Origin of the sequence: Laspinema palackyanum D2c (assembly GCF_025370875.1) — a bacterium.
GTDB classification, from domain to species: domain Bacteria; phylum Cyanobacteriota; class Cyanobacteriia; order Cyanobacteriales; family Laspinemataceae; genus Laspinema; species Laspinema palackyanum.
This window is the reverse complement of the sequence record NZ_JAMXFD010000002.1, coordinates 570,398-591,008: the sequence shown is the minus strand read 5'-3', so window position 1 is coordinate 591,008 and position 20,611 is coordinate 570,398. Positions and strand designations below refer to the sequence as shown.

The following is a 20,611-nucleotide window of genomic DNA, read 5'->3' as shown; positions in this document are numbered from 1 at the left end:
TCTTTTCAAGCCCCAGGCTAAAAATCCCTGAATGTAAAGCTTTCAGCCCTCATTCTTAACTTTTGTCAGTCAACCAGGCTTACGCCGCCAACAGACACTGGATGATTGAGGCAGTCTTCTTCCTTATTCCCCCTGCGAGCTCATCAAAATTTTACAATCCGCTGGATTGAACTCTCTGGGCCAGAGCATTACAAAACTTAAGCAAAATTTCGGATTTTACCGCCCCGGTCAGGGCAATTTATGAATTGCTCTGATTTCATTCTATAGCAAGTCTTGCAATAGTCTGACCCTCCAATTCATTGAGACTCACTATAAATGAGAGGGTGGCATAAGTCCTGCTTCAATTAATCCGATGAGTGGGGGGTTGATGAGATGACTCAACCCTAATCATTTCCCCCTGTCATCCGGCTAGTTTTTTCCCGAGATTTCCGCCATTTTTACTCTTTTTACCCTCCCCTTCTCTTTCATGACAGGGGTCACCGGATTGTTACCCTTTAAAGCCAATTTCCCACCAGTACAAAGGGTGCCCAATAAAAGGGATGCTCATATTTCGGGTCTTGTAATAAGGCTAACTGACTCTGCCGCAGGGCCTGAGCTTTACTCATCGGCAGTTGTCCCGATTGGGTGATTCCATCTTCCGTGGCCACCCCCACCAAATTGCGGTAAAATTCTGTCACCAACATGGCGGTAGATTGATCATTCACGGACCAGAGAGTAGCTAAGGTAGAGCGCGCACCGGACCGCACGGCGACCCCCGCCAATCCTAACCCAGCTTGCTTATCTCCAGCCGCCGTTTGGCAAGCACTCAGCACCAGTAATTCAATGGGAGTTGCTAAACCCGATTCCCGAGTTCTGAGCAGTTCTTCAAACTCCGTGACGCGAATTTTATCATCCCAAGTCAGAATAAAGGTCTGCTCCGAATCTGAGCTAAATTGACCGTGGGTGGCTAAATGAATCACGGGGAAATCCACAGCAGCTATGGCAGTGGCTAGGTTGAATTCCGTAAATTCGCCATCGAGCAAGATGGTAGAATTCGGGACCCAATCTCCAATCTGTTCTAATTCAACTTGTACTCCAGGTAATGCACTGAATCCCTGCCTTGCATCCGTAATTCCGGCACTCAAAACTTGAATTTTTTCCCCGGTTAAGGGTCGCGGGGCGAGGAGTTGTAAGCCCGGAGTCAGGGCCACATTATAGCGTTCAATGATATAGCGATCGCCATCATGGAGGGCCGACATGGGGAGATTTCTTAAGAACCCATCCAGGACAAAGACTAAAGTTTCCACTCCATTTTCTGCTAAGGCTGATTCCGCCGGACGAATTAACCAATTATAGAGTTCTTGGGACAATTGTAACCGCTGCCGGTTAGAAAAGGCTGGGTTAAGAAATTGCTGGAATTGCTCTAGGGTATTCTCAATTTCGGCGGCAGGTTGGAGGGTTTCATACTGGATGAGCGGTTGTCCGGAAATGGAGAGAATCACCGCCAATCGATCGGGCAAAATCATCGGATAAAGCGTAGCCGCTTGCGGGTCTACTTCATCAATTTGTTCCGGTTGCACATCCAAACAGGCATCTTTAAAATAGTTATCTAGTTCTGCCAGTTGTAGGGATTCAATGGTGTCCCGAGCTTGTTTGAGATATTTCTGGGCGGGTTGGGGTTCGACTTGTTTGGCGCGATCGAGCAATAAACTCACCAATTGTCGATAGAGGGGTTCGACGCGATCGCGGAAGGAAAACTGCACCTGACGATCAATCGCCACCAAATCGCTGCGGAGGGATTGCAAGCTATTCACGGCTTCACTATAGGCCGCGATCGCCCCGGGTTGATCTCCACTCTGAATCCGCAGTCTTCCTAACTGCCATTGCCACTGATAAGCTATATCCGAGGCTTGAATCGTTTGAGCAATATTTAAGGCCGTTTCGCTATACTCTCGCGCTGTCTTAACCTCTCCCATTTCTTCATAAATTCTCCCTAAATTTCCCAAGGCATAAGACTCAGCCCGTTGATCCCTAATCTGACGAGCAGCGATGACGGCCTTTTCTAGTAAAGGAATCGTTCCACCCATTTGAAATTGCCCAGGAATCGGATTTTCTTCTTCCTGTCCGAGGCAGTTCGCTTTTTGTTGTTCCAGGCAAATCAAATTTTGTGCCAAATTCACTTGGGCATAAATCCCCGGTCGAGAGGGAGATAACAGGGAAAGGGGTTCGGAAATTTCTGCAATCAGTTGGCGGGCTTTTTCCCAATTCCCGGTTTCAATTAATAAACTGAATTGATTTAATTGCGCTTGCAGTTTAACTTGAGGAAATTGACTGGCACTTTCCGCCGCCTTTTGATAGTAGCGAATGGCTTCTTCGGAATTATTTAATGCCCGTAATGTATTGCCTAAGCTTAATAAAATAGCCCCGGTTTGTTCAGTTGCTTCCCGAGTGTTTTGTAAGGCTAGGGCGTCGCGTAACAGGCTTTCCGACTGCTGAAATGCGCCACTGGCTCGCAGGACCTCTCCCAGGTTCAATAATCCTACCGATTGAATCGAGCGATCGGACTGGTTTTCTAATTGTTGTTCCACCTGTTTTAACAGGTTGGTAGCACGGCGATAGAGTCCTAGTCCTTGCATCGCCCGGGCTTGATTAATTTGGCTGAGAATTTCCCCCGTCGGGTCTTGTGCTTGGCGATAAGCAGCGGTGGCTTCTTGCCAGGTGGTTAAGGCGGCTTCAGCATTTCCCAGGAAGAATTGGAGACGACCTTCTGCATTTAAAATTTGGGCGCGGATCGTTTCGCGATCGCCCCGATCGCCTTTAGAAACTCGGGCAATGGCCCCTTGTGCTGAGGCGATCGCCTCCGTCGCTTTCGGATAATCTCCTAAACTCTGATACGCTAACGATAAAAAGCTCAATGCCTGGGCTTGACCCAATACATTCCCTTGTTCTCCCAAGGCGATCGCCGCCTGTTCCCAAAACTGCACCGCATCCGAAAACTGTCCCGCTTCATAGTGACTTTTTCCTTGAGTTAATAATTCAGTAACCCCTTGGGCATTCAAACTCACGGAAGATGACCCCTCGGGACTCAACCCCCAAGCGACCCGAACACTCAGGCTTAAACTAAAACCCAATAAGGCAACAATAATAAATCGAAATTTCTGCATTTTTTGATTTCCTTTGGGAATGAATCGTGATTATTTCTTGAACCCGGAAAAATAAAATAAACCTTCTGTATAATCTTTCAAGATACCCACCAACTCAGAGACCTCTCCCCAGCCTCTCGTAAGATGAGAGGGAGCTAAGAGGAGCCTTCCGGCTCCCCCTTCCCTCGGAGGGAAGGGGGCTGGGGGGTTAGGTCTCCCCTCCTTACAACCCAGACAACAACTATTGCACCCCAAAATTACAATTCCCTAACAGATTTAATCCCCTGATTCCCTACAATCCACCCCGGAGCTCACCCAGGAACTGTGAGGGCTGACTCGGGGGGTGTCAGTGACCAAAACCACGGTCCCCCCTGGATTCACCCGCCAACCTTGGGCCTCCACCACAGGGGGGTTCTGGGGTCGTTTTCCCCCAGTGAGGGCCTCTTCTGACCTGAATTGACCCTGAACCGGCATTCCTGCCATAGGAACGAGGCGCAAATCATCTAAAATGACTGACGGATTCAGGGTTTCCGTGGGAGAAGCGGGCAAACCTCCTCGTCCCGTAAGGGTAAAGCGACTCCCTTGACCCTTGGCACAGAAGTTTTGGGCAATCAATTGGGTAGCATCTACAAAATTCTCTTGCAAGGATACAATTCCTAAACTCGAATCTGTATCTGGAGTATTCAGTTCCACAGAACCGCTAAACTCTGGTCCCAGTTCAGAGGTGGCGGTAATGTCACTGCTGGCGGTGGGGGTCTGGCGAAATTGAGTGCCGAAGATGCCTTCGGCATTAATACTAACTCGTCCACCCCGTCCAGTCAGGGCATTGGCGGTAATGTCACTATTTCCCAAGGCGGTCAAGATTTGGGCGTCGATGGTAATATTTCCGCCATTGGTATTCCCGGCGTTGGTTGTGATATGACTGCCGCGAGAGAGTAATATATCCGGCGATCGCAGTTGAATATCACCCCCTGCACCGGAAACCGTGGTGGCATTGAGACTCCCTCCCGTATCCAGACGGACCGACTCCGCCACAATTTCCAGAGTACCCGCATTCCCCGGGCCCAAACTCCTCACATCAATATTCGCCCCATCCCGGACCCGTAACTGTCCGGTGTTGATGCGCAGGTCCCCGGCCGATCCGCTAATCTCTTGATTGTCGAAATCTCCACGTCCTGAAGAGGAATCCAATCCCGTCGGTAGTCCGGTAATGGGCGACTTTCCGGAAATGTCCATCCCTTCGGTGGCATTCACCGTCAGGGTTCCGCCACTCCCAGAACCAAAGGTCCCGGTGGAGACGATTCCCCCGTCTGTTAGGGTTAACTGCCGCGTGGAAATCGTGAGATTCCCAGAGGGGGGAACTCCAAAGGTACTGGTGGCAATACTACTGGTAACCATCCCATCGGGGGAGACTCCCACAATTTCTATCGACTCCCTTGCCTCTATCTGAATATTCCCCCCGGGTCCCCCGGCAGCTAGGGAACCGACGTTGGGACCTGTTCCGGTACTGGTGACAATTAATGCCCCCTCCCGAATCCTCAACTGTCCCGTGGTAATTTTAATATCTCCCCCAGTCCCGGACCCAAAGATGGTGTTATTCAAGATGCCCGTGGGTAGGAGGTTTTCCGGTCGGGTGCCGGTGATTTCCACCCCTTGTGAGGTATTAATCATAATTTCGGCACCGGGTCCACTGCCCAAGGTGGAACTGGAAATGATGCTCCCGTCTTGTATCCTCAGATGACCCGTTGCAATTTCAATATTTCCCGCTGATCCGGCACTGCCGAGGGCGGTATTGGAAAAAATGCCACTGGCGATCGCCTCGATGTGATTGTTGGCGCGCATCTGAATTTCCCCGCTGGATTCTGTCCCAAAGGTGGGACTGAAGACGATCGCCCCATTATACAATCCAATCCCATTCCCCGCCTCTAAAGTGATATTCCCCGCTGGAGCCATGCCGACGGTTCCGGCAAACAACCCGCCAATGCGATCGCCCGGTTGCAGTTGTCCCGTTAATGCGGCCCCCAGCACCCCTTCTAAGGGTCCAAATCCTACTCCAATCAGGGTGATGGAATCTACTGCATCAATCCGCAGATTTCCTCCGGCACCTTGTCCAAAGCTACTCGCGGATAAAAAAGCCGTTCCTTGGAGTAAAAATTGTCCGGTTTCAATATTCAAGTCTCCCCCGGTCCCGACTCCCTGACTGTCGCTGATAATTGTACTAAAATTATCGGGATCAGCCCCCGTCAGTGCGACTAATTCCGTGGCTGTGATTTTTACAGGTCCCCCGGGTCGGGAACCTGTATTCAGGGCCAAAACCTGAGACCCGTCGGAAATACCAATTTGCCGTCCTTGCAGATGAATCGTGCCACCCCCCTCTCCACTGGTATTGATGCGACTCTGTTGGGTCAGTTGAATGTCTTGAAAGCTTTCTACGCCTTCATATCCCCCTTGAATTCCCCTTGGGGTGGGCATCAAACTGATCCGGCTATTGCCTGCCACACTGCCGATTTCAATCCTTCCCCCAGGCGATCGCACTTGTCCCCCCTCTAGGAACACATTCCCCCCAAATAGCCCCAAACTTTGCCCCGGTGACCCTTGCAATCCTCCGGTTTCTCTATCTATCCCTTGAGATTGCACCACAATAGTCCCCGGGTTGGGCCCAAATTGTAACCCCACTGGCACGTTTACCGTCAGCAAGGGGGGTGATTCTGGGTTGATAGCACTAAACAGACTCCCATCACTCATGAGGACACTCTCGGCGGTACTCGCCACAAATGAACCTCCAATCTTTAATTCAGCATTGGGACCAAAAACAATCCCGTTAGGATTAATTAAATAGAGATTTGCACTGCCATTGACGCGGATAATGCCATCAATGGTAGAAGGATTTTCTCCGGTAATTCGGGTGAGGATATTTTCTACCCTCAATGAATTCTCAAACCGGGCGGTATTCCCCGTCATCAGAGCAAATTCCTGAAAGCTATGGAAGAGATTTCCGCCAATTTCTGTCCCGCCAGTGATTCGGTAAGTCGTCCCATCGGGGGTAACCAGGGTAGGGTTATGCAGGCTGGAATCGGGAATGATTTGCGCCTCTGCTTTGACACCACATCCCGATGACCCACTCCACAGGATGAGCACTCCTGAAAGCGTTATGACATTGCGGCGCTTTAGGCCGAATGACTTAGGAAACAATCGGATAAATGGGTGATAATTGACTCGCCTGAAACCAATCATTCATTTTAGCCTTTTAAAAAGGAAAAGAGTGGACGATTTTTCCGCTAATGGTTTGTTCGCGAACTCCACCAGGGTTGTAGCACAAAATGAGCGATCGCCCCTATCAAGTTTCAACGGGCTATCCAAACTATCCCCTTACCCCCTCTCCAAATTGATTTCCCGTTCACTCTCCACAATTCTGTTGCTTCACCCAAGAACTCAGGGGCGTAACCTGGGGGGCTTGGGCCACCAGAACCACGGTCCCGGAAGGGGTGACACTCCAGCCTTGCGCTTCTACGAGGGGACCCGGTTGAGCCATTTTCTCTCCTGTGATCTCCCCCATTGGATTGGATTGACCCTGGAGTGCTGTTCCCTCAGTCTGCACCAAGCGCAAATCATCTAAAATCACCGTAGAATTCAGCAGTTCCGTGGGAGAGTCGGGCAATCCTCCTCGTCCCGTCACCGTAAAGCTACTCACGTCTCCGGTGGCACAGAAGTTCTGAGCAATTAGTTGATCCGCATTCACAAAATTATCTTGGAGTTGCACAACTCCTAAGCTGGAATCTGCATCCGGGGTGTTCAGTTCCACGGTTCCGCTAAACTCGGGTCCCAGGTCCGAGGTGGCGGTAATATCACTGCGCGGGGTTTCTGCTTCACGAAATTCGGTACCAAAAATCCCCTCGGCATTGATGCTGACTCGTCCCCCTCGTCCCGCTAAGGCATTGGCGGTAATATCACTGTTATCGAGTGCAGTTAAAATTTGGGTATCGATCGCAATGTTCCCTCCATCGGTATTCCCGGCATTGGTGGTGATATTGCCCCCGCGACGTAACAGCAGGGTGGGCGATCGCAGTTGAATGTTACCCCCGGCACCCGAAACTGTTGCGGCATTCAAACTCCCCCCCGTATCTACCCGCACGGAATCGGCGACAATTTCTAAAATCCCGGCATTCCCTGCCCCAAAACTTCTCACATCTAAAGTGGCTCCATCCCGAACCACCAATTCTCCGGTACTCACCCGCAAGTTCCCTCCGGACCCGGTGACTTCCAAATCCGGTATATCCGCCCGTCCGGAAGAGGAAACTAAGGTACTCGGTAATCCGGTAATCGGCGATCGCCCGGAAATATCAATCCCTTCTGAGGCATTCACCGTTAGGGTTCCCCCATCCCCACTATTAAACGTCGCTGAGGACACGATCGCCCCCTCACTAATGGTTAACTTCCCCGTGGAAATGGTTAAATTCCCCGCCGGATTCTCACTAAATGTCGTCGTTCCCGGACCACTGGTGACTTGCCCATCCGGGGACACGCCGGAAATCTCCACTGACTCACTCGCTTCAATGGTAATATTCCCTCCGACTCCCCCAGATGTCACCAATCCAGTGGATTGATTTCCCCCCCCACTATTGGTCGAAATCAATGCACCCCCGCGATTAATTAACCGCGTGGTTTTAATCGTCACGTCACCCCCGGTCCCGGTTCCAAAGAGGGTGTTATTTAAAATTCCCGTCGGGAGCACATTTCCGGGGACGGTTCCACTGATTTCCACCAATTCTGACGCATTAACCATAATATTCCCCCCTGGACCATTACCCAGGGTTGCACTGGAAATCACGGTGCCATCGGTGATAATCAGGTTGCGAGTTTCAATGGTAATATCCCCGGCAGAAGCGTTACTCCCAAATGCAGTATTGGATAACACCCCAGCGGCGATCGCTTCTATCTTGTTTCCCGCCCTCATCTGAAGGTTACCCCCTGCCGCATCTCCAAAGGCCGGACTATGAATTACCCCCCCATTATACAACCCGATCGCGTTCCCAGCTTCTAAGGTCATATTTCCCGTGGGTGCTTCTCCCACGGTTCCCGCCACCAAACCCCCGATGCGATCTTCCGGTTGCAGTTGTCCGGTTAATGCTCCCCCAATTAATAACTCTAATGGCTCAAATCCCACCCCAATTACGGTAATGGAATCGGCGGCCTTTATGGTAAGATTTCCTCCGGCACCGAGTCCAAAGGTGCTGGCAGAGACTAATCCGGTCCCCTGGAGTAAAAATTGTCCGGTTTCAATATTCAAGTCTCCCCCGGTCCCCACTCCCCGCGTATCGCTGACGACTGCGGTAAAATTATCTGGGTCAGCGCCGGTAATTGCTACTAATTCGGAGGCTTTGATATTCAGCGATCCCCCCGGCAGCACTCCGACATTGACCCCTAGGACTTGAGACCCTTCCCCGACGGCGATTCGCCGTCCTTGCAGGTGAATGGTTCCTCCCCCATCCCCACTGGTGTTGATCCCACTGCGTTGAGTCAGTTGAATATCCTGGAAGCTCTCGACCCCTTCATATCCCGCCCTCATCCCCCGTTCTGTGGGGGTCAGGCTGATTCGGCTATTGCCTCCCACGCTGCCGATTTCAATCCGTCCTCCGGGCGATCGCACTTGTCCCCCCTCTAGTAGCACATTCCCTCCAAAGAGTCCGACGGTTTGCCCGGGCAACACTTGCAATCCCACGGGTTCTCCGCTACTGTCTCTCCCTTGGGACTGGACCCCAATGTTGCCCGGATTTGCCCCAAATTGTAACCCCACCGGCACGTTGACGGTCAGCAACGGGGGGGCTTCTGGGTCGATCGCACTAAATAAACTCCCATCCCCTAGGACTATACTCTCGGCGGTACTGGCAAAAAATGAACCCCCAATACTCAGTTGAGCATTGGGACCGAAAACAATCCCGTTGGGATTGATTAAATAGAGATTGGCGCTGCCATTAGCGCGGATGATTCCATCAATCAGGGAACTGTTTACTCCCGTAATTCGAGTCAGGATATTTTCTACGGTTAATGAATTTTCAAAAACGGCGGTATTCCCGGTCATCACAGAAAATTCTTGGAAGCTATGGAAGAGGCTTCCTCCCATTTCTGTCCCTCCCGTAATCCTCTGAATAGTCCCTTCATTTGTTACCACGCTTGGACTGGGAAGTGTTCCATCAGGAAAGATTTGTGCCTGGGCTGGATTGCTAAGAGGATAGAAAAAACTTCCCAAGGCGATCGCCACCCAAATTCTCAACCCATTTCGCCGATTTAGGCAGAATTTACTCATCAAAACATCAGAAAGTTTTGGAGGATTTACTTGCTTTAAGAAATAATTCATGTCTCTTACGAATAGTGATTCTCTCCAATGTAGCACTTGGAATTGGAATTGGAACAAGGGAATTTTCTCTCATTTTTTCCCCTTGGTGGCGATCGCACCTTTGACTCCCCATCCTAGTTTTGTCTACGTTCCTTCACTGGGGACGCCCCCATCTTCTCAAAGGCCCTTTTTCCTCTGCCAGCCAATCTGCCTGATTTCGACTATCGTAATAGTAGAGTGACCTACCTGGCGGATTGCTGCCATTGGGTTCTCGATTTTTTTGACAATTCTTTTGGAGTCATCATTCATGGAACTATTTAACCAAATCGTTAGTGCGATCAGTAATCCTACCCAACAAGCCAGTACCAATCAAATTGGCAGTGTGATCAATGCGGTACAACAACTGAGTCAGACTTACCATACCGACCCCGGAACGACTCAATCGATGCTATCAATTGTCAGCCATTTTGTTCGGTCTTCTTTACAGGAGAAACGGGCAACTGGCGGGAATAATTCGGTTCAGTCTTTGGTAAATCAGTTTAGTGGGACGACTGCTAATTCTGCGGCGATCGCTGCCTTGTTTTCTATCCCTCAACTCAATGCAATGATTTCCGCGATCGCGTCCCGCACAGGCTTAGATCCTCAACAAATTCAATCGATGCTACCCTTATTAATCCCCGTGGTTCTCCAATTATTACAAACCGGGGCTAGTTCTGACAATCCCCAAACGGGTTCTAACCCGGTTCTCAATCAATTTTTAGATGCCAATAATGATGGGGATGTGAATCTCGGTGATGCTATCCAATTAGCCAGTCGTTTTTTAACGAATCCTTAGTCTTCTGTTTGATGAGGTTCCCTGCGGGGAACCTCCTTGGTTAACAGTCCGGCCAAAATTTCTAAATTGCAATTTGAAATTTTGGCAACTTTTTTTTTCAAAGGTCTTGCGCTTTCTCTTGACTTTTGTTAAAATTATTTTATAATGGGAATATTTGCAATTTTAAAACTAGCAAATATAGTTCCATTATCTCATATAATAACATGAATTAAGTGATTTTTATCGAAAAAAAGAAAAAATTTTGGCGGCGGCCTGATTTGACCATTTCAGGTGGGTGAGTGAACCCCCCCGAAAACCTCAACTAAGGAACGATTTGACGCATATAATCCCGCCAAAGCTGGGCCGCTTGAGCGCTACTTGCGGAAGTGGGAGTATTATCATCATTTCCCAACCAAACTCCCGTCACTAATTCTGCTGAGGGGACATACCCGACAAACCACAGGTCTACATTATCGTTAGTCGTCCCGGTTTTCCCCGCTTCATCCAAACCGAGGGAGGCACTGTTGCCGGTCCCGCCGCGAATCACTCCTTGCAATAAAACGGTGAGGGTATCGGAGACTTCTCCAGAGAGAACATCCTGATTAGCGCTGCGATCGCTTTGATAATCGTAAATGACCCGACAGGTACTCAAGTCATCGCGATCGCTGCAATCACTGGTATCAAAAATCCGCTGAATCGCATGAGGACGATTGCGAACTCCGCGATTGGCGATCGCCCCAAAAGCGCCGGTCAACTCCAGGACCGTCACCTCACTCTGACCGAGTACCAACCCGGGAACCGCCTTAAGTTCGGACTGAATCCCCAGACGACGGGCCATTTGTACCACCTGATCTAACCCCGCATCTCGGGCAATTCGCAAAGCAACGGAATTTTCCGATTGCGCCATGCCTTGATACATATCAATCGAACCGCTACTGCGTTCGCATCCACTATAAGATTGACCCGACCAACTGAACGGTTCACAGGAAAAAGTCTGACCCGGGGAGATGCCGCGATCGAGGGCCGCACCATAAGCAAACACTTTAAAGGTCGAACCCGGTTGACGTAACGCTTGAGTAGCGCGATTAAACTGACTTTGGCGATAATCGACCCCCCCAGTCAGGGCTAAAATTTCTCCAGTTCGGGAATCCAGGGTAACGACTGCGCCTTGGGAGAATCCAAATTGAGAACCGTTCGTCTGCACCGTATTTTGTAACGCCTTTTCGGACTCGGTTTGAATCGCCGGGTCTAGGGAGGTTTCGACAATAAAATTCCCTTCTCGCGCCAGTTGTTCCCCTAATAATTCTTCGAGTTCAGCAAAAACATGACTGTAGAAATAGGGGGCGATCGTACTGCCGAGAATTTCGACGGCGCGGGGGTTAACCTCAATGCGAGATCGCCTTGCGCGATCGGCCTCTTCCTGAGACACCATCCCCAACCGCCGCATCCGATAGATCACCCCATCGCGGTATTTGACCGCGAGTTGATAATTTTGCACCGGATTAAAGGCATTGGGTGCAGGCAAAATCCCCACCAAAGTTGCCGCTTCCGATAAGGTCAAATCCGCAGCAGACTTAGCAAAATAAAATTGGGCCGCATCTTCAAATCCATAGAGGTCAATGCCTAAATAGACCCGGTTTAAGTAAGTTAACAGCAGCTCATCTTTGTTATAAAACGTTTCTAATTTTAAAGAGACGATCGCCTCGCGAATCTTGCGACCCGCCGAGTCTTCCGTTCCGACATAATCCCGAAACAAACTGCGGGCGAGTTGTTGGGTGAGGGTGCTGCCCCCTTGGAGACTGCCTCCGCGTAAATTCACACTCAGAGCCCGCAGGGTCCCAATTGGGTCAACCCCAAAATGCCAATAATAACGACTATCTTCTGAAGCAACGAGGGCATTAGACAAATAAGGGGAAAATTCGGATAACTGATTCAGTTCCCGGTGAGCGTTATTAAAGGGCGGACGTAGGGGGGTGGCTCCATCCCGGGCATAGACGACCACGGGACCCTGCATAGAAATGGGGAAGGGGCGCACTTGAAATTTCTGCCATTCCACCCCAAGAAAGACTGCAACTAATCCCGCCACCCCACTGCTGGTATAAAAGCTCCATCTTGCAGCGCGGACATACCAGGGGGGCGGGTCAATGTACTGGACCTGAACGCAATCGGCGAGTTCCGGGGGTCCCAGGGTAAAGGTTTGACGGTGACGGATGGGGGTGGAGGTAATGCGACGCTTGCCGCGAAAGATGCCGTTGGTGGAGTTTTCGTCTTTGAGATAGAAGGGAGTATTGCGACGATTGGTATCCCGGGAGAGGGAGGCATGAGTCTGACTCACCACGGGATTGCGGACCACAATATCGCTAGTTTTGGACGATCGCCCAATGATATAGCGATCGCCCAACAGGGGATAAACCTCCGGTTTTGGGCTACCCGCATCTTGAACCCAAAGTTCTGGCACTCGGGCATTGGGTTTGAGGGCCAGTCGGGAAAAATGAACCTTTGCTAAAACCGTCTGGGTGACTTGGGTAATCGTACCCAGGAGAGTTTTAGGCTGTTGGGGGGGCTGCGGTGGACTCATTATGCTATGCTGGCGCGCTTACTCGATAACCAAGGACAATATTGAATAAAAAATAGAACTGTTACCGGGTTTCTGTGGTTAATTTGTTGCAAAGCGAACAGAGATTGAGTAAAGAAAGCCGGTTTTTCTTCCTGTTACTGTACCCACGGCGGAGGGAATGTGAAGGCAACTACAACTCAGGGACTGGCTTTTCCCGAACCTTGGGGGCGATCGGCCCCAAGGGTCCGACTACCCAGTTAGACCCCTGTCTGGGAAAAATCATCTTCTTTCTATTCTAAGTTTTCTGTGCCCGATCGGAGGTCCATCAACCGCCCCTTCCCCCGAATCCCTCACTCAAGGGCTGGTAGGCCCCTCATTCCGAGGGGGAGAGGGTCGCAACATCACAATGAACAGACAAATAATCCCAATATTAATGGAGACATCCGCTATATTAAAAACGGGGAAATTAATTAAGCGAAAATCCAGAAAATCCGTCACTTCACCTAACAGAAATCGGTCAATCCCATTTCCGACGGCACCGCCTAAAATCAAGCCAAACCCAACCTCTTCCCATCGGTTCATCCTGGGGCCAAACCAGGCTAATGCGATTAAACCCAGACTGACGGCTAGGGACAGCCAGCGCAACCAAGCTCCATTATTGCTAAACAAGCTAAAAGCTGCTCCCGTATTCGTCACATAAGTAAAATGAAAGACTCCTTCCCATAAGGGCCAAGATTCTCTAAACTCAAAATTTTGTACCACCCAATATTTAGTCAGTTGGTCGAAAATGACACTAATAGCACTAGCAATCCAGAATAGCGAGTTGTTTTTGAATTTCATTACCAACAATGGAGAGTCAAGAGGAGGTCGTTACACAAGCGTTACCCATCTTCTGTGCTTTCTGCTAAAAGTCAGGGACAGCTAACAACTGACCATTCAATAAAACATGAGTCTTCGCAGGATGAACCCCAAGACAGTGACGGCACAAACCACCGCTAATTGTCCAGGTAAGGGATAGACGGAATATTTGAACACTCCATCGATCAGGGTTTTAGCATCTGAGTGTAAGTTAATCGCCAGGTAAATCAGCCCGATCGCATGAACGCTGAGTAAACCACAGACACAGCTAAAGGCCAAACTTTCCAGCCGCAGGGTCATTTTAAAGGCCAGCCAACCACAAATCCAAGCCCCGGGAATAAATCCCAGTAAATAGCCAAAAGTCGGCTGCTTGATGTAGTCCAGTCCACCGCCTTCGGTAAACACCGGCAGCCACATCAATCCCAGGGCCACATAAGCAATTTGAGACAAGGCACCAGCATTTTTACCCCCGAGACATCCCACCAGGAGCACGGCTCCAATTTGATAGGTGACACCTAGGGAATGGATCGGAATTCCCGCCTGAATTCCATTCCAAGAAGGACTAGCAATTGAGGCTTCTAAAAAAGTGCCACCAATGGTCAGCAATAGGCCAATCAAAGCCCATATCAGTTCAAGTGGAGCAGACACGGTGGTCATTGGTCATTGGTCATTGGTCGTTTGTCATTGGTCATTTGTTGGGGGCAATGTTCGTAGTAACGACTTCAGTCGTTGTTCGTAGTAACGACTTCAGTCGTTGTTCGTAGTAACGACTTCAGTCGTTGCTCTAGTGTCATGGCTGAAGCCATGACACTTACTATGAGAGGATTAACCGCCTCTTTGGGGACTGGATTTTAAGCCTCATAAGGGGCGAAAAGAAAGCGATCGCTTTCTTCTGGCGGAAACGACTGAAGTCGTTACTACGAACATCCTCCCTAACCGTTAGCCTTTCCCTTGGGGACAGGGGCTTCATTGCCTTGTAGTCCCAGTTGTTCGAGCATGGCACGGTCTTGGTCCGGGGGTTGACCCAGGGTGGTCAGGTAGTGACCGATTAACATGGCGTTGATGCCAGCTTTGAGTCCTAAATGTTGGAGTTCGCCCATGACGGATTCTCGTCCTCCAGCATAGCGAATAATTTGCTGGGGGAGGATTAGACGGAAGATGGCGATCGCTTTTAAGGCTTCGTAGGGATCCAGTTTCGGGCGATTCCCCAAAGGGGTATCGGACCGGGGATTGAGCAGGTTGAGGGGGACGGATTCCACTTCCAATTCCCGCGCAGCCAAGGCTAAATCAATCCGGTCCTCCCAGCTTTCTCCCAGGCCAATAATCCCTCCGCTACAGGCTTGGATGCCTGCGGCTTTGAGATTTTTGATGGTAGCGACGCGATCGCCCCAAGTATGGGTCGTAACAATTTCGGGGTAAAAGTTTTCCGATGACTCTAAGTTATGGTTGTAGCGCGTCACCCCGGCTTCGGCTAAGGCTTGAGCTTGTTCTGGAGTGACTTCACCCAAGGCACAGCAGGGTTTAACATTGGTCTCTTCAATAATCTGGCGCACTGTTGCCAGAATCTCTTCAAATTCCTTGGATTTGGGACTGCTGTATTTCGGTCCTCTGCCTTGGGACACTAAGCAAAAGCGGCTGGCACCAGCGGATTCAGCAGCTTTGGCTTGGGCGAGAATTTCGTCCCGGGGTTTGAGTCCATAAATAGGCGAATCCGTGCCAGGATGATGCACGGATTGGGAGCAAAAGCCACAGTTTTCAGAGCAATTGCCAGATTTGACGTTGATAATGCTACATAAATCAACGGTATTGCCGCAGCAGGCTTGACGGACGGCATCGGCTGCTTCGCACAGCAGCAGGATGGAGTCTTGACCTTCAATTTGGGTCAGGGCGATCGCTTCTTCTCGGGTGAGGCGATGCCCAGCAATAATGCGATCGGCCAGTTGCTTGAGGGACTCGCCCAGGGTTTCGGTTGTCCCTCTGGCGGCGTCATTCTCAGCCACTTGTGCGGATTGATGGGAAATTTTGGATACGGGTGCTTGAACCACTTTCAGCCCTTCTATGACAGTTCCTGAAGTTCTGGCATTTTACCATCGGGGCTTTACCGTTTTCGAGTGGATTTTGGTAATGATGGGTTAAGGCACTATTTTTAGGGGTGAGCAATTAACGATTAAGGTGGTAACCATAACCCATGACAAATCAAGATAAATTACGGCCTGGGGACAAGCGGTGTGGAAGAAAAAATCATGAAGTGCAACCTCACCTCCCTAGGGAAATTCTCAATGTTTAATGGTTAAAAATGTTGAAATTGGCGATCACCCGGGTGTTGTCGGCAAAATGAACGATGAATTAGACCCTGAAATAGTCAGAACATCGGTGATAAGGGGACTTTCCCCACTGATGCTCTGCACTATGCTGACTTTTTGAGCAGGTATTTGAACATATTGTCCTTGACCATATTTTGCCGCAGGACTTCGAGTAAATATTCCTGGGCTTGCTCTTGAGTTAGGCCCCTAACTTGTTCTTTCAAGAGTTGGAGTTTAAATTCTTGTTCCAAGCTTAAATTCGTTGGCATATCCATTGCTTTGCTCCTCGTGGTTTCGTTGGTTATTTTTATTTACTACAGGAATAGACGGGTGATCCGTTTAGTTTGGTTCCGTTAATTGTAAAGTATCATTAAGTTTGCTTGACAAAATGTCCAAAACGTACATTTTTAGATTTATTTTGGCTACAAAAGTTTATCAAAGCCCTGTAAGCCTTATTATAAAAGGGAAAAAGCGCCGAAACATCAGCCAACGGAGATAAGCCTAATGGACGCAATGGAGTTTTTTCGCCGGAGTGCAGGGAAGTGGCGATCGCAGCGCACGACCCATCACCTTGCTTTCCGACGAGCGGAACTAGGAGATTCACAAATCCAGGTGGAAACGTTAGACAAAGATCATCCCCAAGTCGTAGGTATCTGCGAGTTACATCAAATCGATCCCCAGCGTGCAGTCGGGGGAGCCTTTGTCTCCTGGGCGGGTTCAATGGAGTGGGACCAGAATGATGAAAATCACTCGGGTTCCACTGTCTTTGCCTTGGTCCCAGAAGAAGATAACCCCAAAGCCGGAAAACTCCTCAGAGAACGGGGTTATGCCGAAATTGTCCCCGTGGCGGGTTTGTATGAAATGGATGAGGAAGAGGGTCTGATTCTAGTGACGGAATATGAAACGATGAGTGTCGTAGAACGATTCTGGTTTGCCAGCCCGGATCTGCGACTGCGCACGAGTACCGTCACCCGGTTTGGGGGATTTAGTACGGCTTCATTCTGTAGCGAAAGCCGGATCCAGGTCGAATCTAACTCAGGTAGCAGTGATTCCCCCTCTGACTCGGAAGAGAATGCCAGAACCACCCCCCAATTCCATTCCGCCTTCGGCTGGTAATCAAAAGGAAGACCAGGGGAGTCCCGAAAACTCCCCCATCCCCCCTATCTCCCCCATCCCCCCCATCATGTCGGACCCCCTAGTCCGGGGGTCCGATTATCTCAATGCAGTGCGTCAGATTGCGATCGACCCCAGTACCATTTGGTCAGGGGAAGACATTATCGAGCGGATCCGCATCTGTACTTGGATTGGAGAGCATATCGAAACCATCAACCAGGAATTGCGGGAGTATCTGGAAGCCTGCCATCAGTGTTTTCCCGCGTCTGAACGGCGAAACATAGTCATTTTTGCCGCCCCGATCGCCCCGGACTATGGGATTGATGCCCTTTGCAATATCCTGGTAGATCCGGTGGCGATCGTCATCGATGTGGGTCGGACTGCACCCCAGGACTGGTTAAGCATTGTTGTTCATGAATATGCTCATGCCTATTTGAGGTCCCCAGGACATGACGCCCGACTGCTAGAGGTCCTCACCCATCTGTGTTTGGGACTGGGACTCGAACCCCCCAACGCCACAGGCATGGATGAGAGGGCAATGGATCAGATGTTAAGAAATTGGCCACACTGTAACGCCACCCCTGAACCCTTGGCCTTCTGGCAGGGTAACGGATAATACTTTTTGTGGCGAAATATTACAGATTGTTGCGTTCGGTGAGAAAAATGAAACTGATCTGACCGTCATCCCGTAATCTGAAGGATGTCTATTTATTGAAATCGGCAGTCAGTCGGTAGCAGTGACCGTTGAGCGCTACGGGTTCAAGCCATCCCTAGAACAGACCCAATTTGTCTGGACTAGGAGGTTCCCATACCTTAAGGGCCAATTCGCTGCATCTGCCACTGAAAGCAGAAGTTAAAATTTGAACTTACGGAGATTCTGACGTGGCATTACCTTTGTTACAGTACGCTCCTAAGAGCCAAAACCAGCGGGTTGCTGGATATGAAGTGGGAAGCGACGAGCAACCCAAAATCTATACCACCGAAAACCTTCCCTCTCCTTCGGAGATGGATGAGGTGATTTGGGCCAGCTACCGCCAAATCTTCAGCGAACACCAAACCCTCAAGAGCAACCGCCAAACCTTCGCGGAATCTCAACTGAGATATGGTCAAATCACCGTTCGTGATTTCATTCGCGCTTTGGCCACTTCGGATGCCTTCGTTCGGCTCAACTACGAGACCAACAGCAACTACCGTTTCGCCGAAATTTGCGTCCAGCGCATTTTAGGCCGCGACGTTTACAACGAACGCGAAAAAATTGCATGGTCTATCGTCATCGCCACCAAGGGTGTCCAAGGGTTTATCGATGCTGTCCTCGATAGCGAAGAGTACCTGAACAGCTTTGGCTACAATACGGTTCCCTATCAGCGTCGGCGGATTCTACCCCAACAGGCTAAAGGTGAAACTCCCTTTAACCTGAAAACCCCGCGTTATGGCGAATACCATCGCGCTCAGTTGGGCTTCCCACAAATCATCTGGCAAACCCAAGTGCGCCGCTACGTTCCCCAAGACAAGGTGGCTCGTGCAGGCGACCCCTCCCTCTATATGGATATGGCGCGTAACCTCAACAACGGGAAAGGTAACCCCCCCACCCGCGTTTCTACGTTCAGTATGAATTACGAAGCGTTGGTTCCCCGTAAGAAGTAATTGCATTTTGCTCTGTGGAGCAATGTAATTCCCTCAACCCTCAAGTTAGGGGCTAGAGTCTGGGAAGTTGTGGCAATCTAAACCATAATTCTTAGTCTTTGGCCCCTAACTGTTTTAGGGCTGAGGAGACCCTTTTCACGGCTTTACCCATTCTTCACATTTCAATTCATGCAGTTGTTCGGGTACCTCGTCTCAAAACCTTTACCCTGTCTGGATTTTTTATAACTCTAGTCTAAAAGTTGCTTTTTATAACAGCATTTAATCCGGTTATCTTTATTAAAACTTATTAATTTATCTCTTGACAATTTAAGTGTAAATCGAGTAAGAAAGAAACAGAAAACAGTTTAAATTAATAACTTTTAAACTGTCCCGAAGACTTAGATATCAGTCTGAAAATAACCATCAGGTCGGCATCTCGCCCCTAACCCCAATCAGGCGCGTTTCATACCTCAGTAACAGGGTAAGCATTATGATGGTTGATTTTAAGGAATTCTTTAAGGCTACAGATCCGAGTAAGACACTATCTGTCGGAGATTCTGAACTAGACCGGAAATATTATATTGATTTTTCCTCCGTGCGCGGGGGCAAAATTATTGAGGATTTAAAGAATAACATTACCCTTTGGTCCCCAGAACAGCCCACTTGTCAACTGTTGACAGGACATATTGGCTGCGGGAAGTCTACGGAATTACTGCGTCTCAAAGCAGAGTTAGAACGGGAAGGCTTTCATGTGGTCTATTTCGAGTCGTCCAAAGACTTGGAAATGGGCGATGTGGATGTGGGAGATATTTTGCTGGCGATCGCCAAACGAGTGAGTGAAAGTCTCGATCGCCTCACCCTAGAAGAACCCAAGCGACTAAAAAGTATTCTCCAAGGCGCAGCCAAACTTTTACAAACCGAACTTGAGTTTGACAACTTTGAAATAGAAGCCTTGGGCAATAAAGTCACCGCCAGCAAAGAAGGGATAACGGTTGATGCCTTGGGCAATCAATTCAGTGCAGGTAAAGAAGGGATTACGGTTGTAGCAATGGGAATTGCTAAAATTACTGCCAAGGTGAAACACAGTCCCGATCTGCGCAGCAAATTAAGAGGATATCTCGAACCCCAAACTAATGGAATTATCGATGCGATTAATAAAGAAATCCTCGAACCAGCGATCGCCAAGCTGAAGCAGCATGGCAAAAAAGGACTCGTGGCGATCGTCGATAATCTGGACAGAGTAGATAGTTCACCGAAACCTTGGGGACGTCCTCAACAAGAGTACCTCTTTGTCGATCGCGGTGAACAGTTGCGATCGCTGCACTGTCACGTCGTTTATACCATGCCTCTGGCATTGCGATTCTCCAACGACTTCAGCACCCTGATCGAGCGCTTTATCAGCGAACCCCAGGTGTTGCCGATGGTCCCGGTCCTCTGCCGAGATGGGAGTGAGAACACTGAAGGTATGGACCTCCTCCGTCAAATGGTACTCGCCCGAGCTTTTCCTCAGTTGGAGCCAGAAAAGCGCCTGGAAAAAATTACTACTCTCTTTGAAGATGCTCAGACCCTTGATCGATTGTGTCAGATCAGTGGGGGTCATATTCGCTATGTGATCCGAATCCTGAATGATGGGATTAAAAGACAAACCGGACTCCCGATCGCTCGTCAAACCCTAGAAGATGTGATTCGCGCCTATCGCAACGAACGCACTTTAGCCATAAGTGATGAAGAGTGGGAATTACTACGGCGAGTTACCGAAAGAAAACAACTGCCGAAAAAACAAGACGATCACATCCTGATTCGCAGTATGTTCGTGTACGAATATCGCGATGCGGCAGGCTCTTGGTTCGATATTAACCCGATTTTGTTGGCATAAGCACAGGAGTG

The 20,611-nt window shown here is 49.6% G+C and carries 13 protein-coding genes; 5 read left to right on the top strand and 8 right to left on the bottom strand.

Features of this window, described 5'->3' with window-relative positions:
- Window positions 1–494: 494 nt before the first annotated feature.
- The 3 genes from NG795_RS05155 to NG795_RS05145 all read right to left on the bottom strand — a co-directional run bounded on the left by NG795_RS05155 (window position 495) and on the right by NG795_RS05145 (window position 9,477).
- Window positions 495–3,143: a CHAT domain-containing protein gene (locus NG795_RS05155; RefSeq protein WP_367287588.1), complete on the bottom strand. Its 2,649-nt coding sequence runs from the start codon at window positions 3,141–3,143 to the stop codon at window positions 495–497.
- 255 nt (window positions 3,144–3,398) lie between these two features.
- The gene (locus NG795_RS05150) at window positions 3,399–6,260 is read right to left on the bottom strand and encodes a two-partner secretion domain-containing protein (protein WP_367287587.1); all 2,862 of its coding nucleotides are present in this window, start codon (window positions 6,258–6,260) and stop codon (window positions 3,399–3,401) included.
- 259 nt (window positions 6,261–6,519) lie between these two features.
- Window positions 6,520–9,477: a two-partner secretion domain-containing protein gene (locus NG795_RS05145; RefSeq protein WP_367287586.1), complete on the bottom strand. Its 2,958-nt coding sequence runs from the start codon at window positions 9,475–9,477 to the stop codon at window positions 6,520–6,522.
- Window positions 9,478–9,763: 286 nt separating this feature from the next.
- Here NG795_RS05145 and NG795_RS05140 point away from each other — a divergent pair, with 286 nt between their 5' ends.
- Window positions 9,764–10,291 (top strand): DUF937 domain-containing protein, encoded by a 528-nt coding sequence (locus NG795_RS05140; RefSeq protein WP_367287585.1) that lies wholly within the window; start codon window positions 9,764–9,766, stop codon window positions 10,289–10,291.
- 301 nt (window positions 10,292–10,592) lie between these two features.
- On the opposite strand, the gene NG795_RS05135 is transcribed toward NG795_RS05140, so the two are convergent.
- The 5 genes from NG795_RS05135 to NG795_RS05115 form a co-directional block, all read right to left on the bottom strand.
- On the bottom strand, window positions 10,593–12,848 hold the full coding sequence (locus NG795_RS05135) for a transglycosylase domain-containing protein (RefSeq protein ID WP_367287584.1): 2,256 nt from the start codon (window positions 12,846–12,848) through the stop codon (window positions 10,593–10,595).
- Between the two features lie 333 nt (window positions 12,849–13,181).
- Entirely contained in the window at window positions 13,182–13,667 is a 486-nt protein-coding gene (lspA, locus tag NG795_RS05130; RefSeq protein ID WP_367287583.1) for a signal peptidase II, read from the bottom strand.
- A 96-nt stretch (window positions 13,668–13,763) separates the two neighbouring features.
- On the bottom strand, window positions 13,764–14,333 hold the full coding sequence (locus NG795_RS05125) for a biotin transporter BioY (protein ID WP_367287582.1): 570 nt from the start codon (window positions 14,331–14,333) through the stop codon (window positions 13,764–13,766).
- A 284-nt stretch (window positions 14,334–14,617) separates the two neighbouring features.
- The gene (gene bioB, locus NG795_RS05120; RefSeq protein WP_367287603.1) at window positions 14,618–15,685 is read right to left on the bottom strand and encodes a biotin synthase BioB; all 1,068 of its coding nucleotides are present in this window, start codon (window positions 15,683–15,685) and stop codon (window positions 14,618–14,620) included.
- Window positions 15,686–16,092: 407 nt separating this feature from the next.
- Window positions 16,093–16,263 (bottom strand): NblA/ycf18 family protein, encoded by a 171-nt coding sequence (locus NG795_RS05115; RefSeq protein ID WP_015147507.1) that lies wholly within the window; start codon window positions 16,261–16,263, stop codon window positions 16,093–16,095.
- Between the two features lie 229 nt (window positions 16,264–16,492).
- On the opposite strand from NG795_RS05115, the gene NG795_RS05110 reads away from it, so the two are divergent.
- The 4 genes from NG795_RS05110 to NG795_RS05095 all read left to right on the top strand — a co-directional run bounded on the left by NG795_RS05110 (window position 16,493) and on the right by NG795_RS05095 (window position 20,600).
- Entirely contained in the window at window positions 16,493–17,104 is a 612-nt protein-coding gene (locus NG795_RS05110) for a phycobiliprotein lyase (RefSeq protein WP_367287581.1), read from the top strand.
- Complete coding sequence (locus NG795_RS05105) at window positions 17,061–17,717, top strand: hypothetical protein (RefSeq protein ID WP_367287580.1); 657 nt, start codon at window positions 17,061–17,063, stop codon at window positions 17,715–17,717. Before NG795_RS05110 ends, NG795_RS05105 begins: the two co-directional genes overlap by 44 nt.
- 266 nt (window positions 17,718–17,983) lie before the next feature.
- A complete protein-coding gene (locus tag NG795_RS05100; RefSeq protein WP_367287579.1) occupies window positions 17,984–18,745 on the top strand; it encodes a phycobilisome rod-core linker polypeptide in 762 nt (253 codons plus the stop codon).
- A 469-nt stretch (window positions 18,746–19,214) separates the two neighbouring features.
- Window positions 19,215–20,600 carry a P-loop NTPase family protein gene (locus NG795_RS05095; protein WP_367287578.1) on the top strand — a complete coding sequence of 462 codons (1,386 nt, stop codon included), beginning with the start codon at window positions 19,215–19,217 and terminating at the stop codon, window positions 20,598–20,600.
- Window positions 20,601–20,611: the final 11 nt, after the last annotated feature.

Coding starts and splice junctions, on each gene's coding strand:
- NG795_RS05155 (WP_367287588.1), bottom strand. CDS start 3,143: ATGCAGAAATTTCGATTTATTATTGTTGCCTTATTGGGTTTTAGTTTA.
- NG795_RS05145 (WP_367287586.1), bottom strand. CDS start 9,477: ATGAATTATTTCTTAAAGCAAGTAAATCCTCCAAAACTTTCTGATGTT.
- NG795_RS05140 (WP_367287585.1), top strand. CDS start 9,764: ATGGAACTATTTAACCAAATCGTTAGTGCGATCAGTAATCCTACCCAA.
- NG795_RS05135 (WP_367287584.1), bottom strand. CDS start 12,848: ATGAGTCCACCGCAGCCCCCCCAACAGCCTAAAACTCTCCTGGGTACG.
- lspA (WP_367287583.1), bottom strand. CDS start 13,667: ATGAAATTCAAAAACAACTCGCTATTCTGGATTGCTAGTGCTATTAGT.
- NG795_RS05115 (WP_015147507.1), bottom strand. CDS start 16,263: ATGGATATGCCAACGAATTTAAGCTTGGAACAAGAATTTAAACTCCAA.
- NG795_RS05110 (WP_367287581.1), top strand. CDS start 16,493: ATGGACGCAATGGAGTTTTTTCGCCGGAGTGCAGGGAAGTGGCGATCG.
- NG795_RS05105 (WP_367287580.1), top strand. CDS start 17,061: ATGCCAGAACCACCCCCCAATTCCATTCCGCCTTCGGCTGGTAATCAA.
- NG795_RS05095 (WP_367287578.1), top strand. CDS start 19,215: ATGATGGTTGATTTTAAGGAATTCTTTAAGGCTACAGATCCGAGTAAG.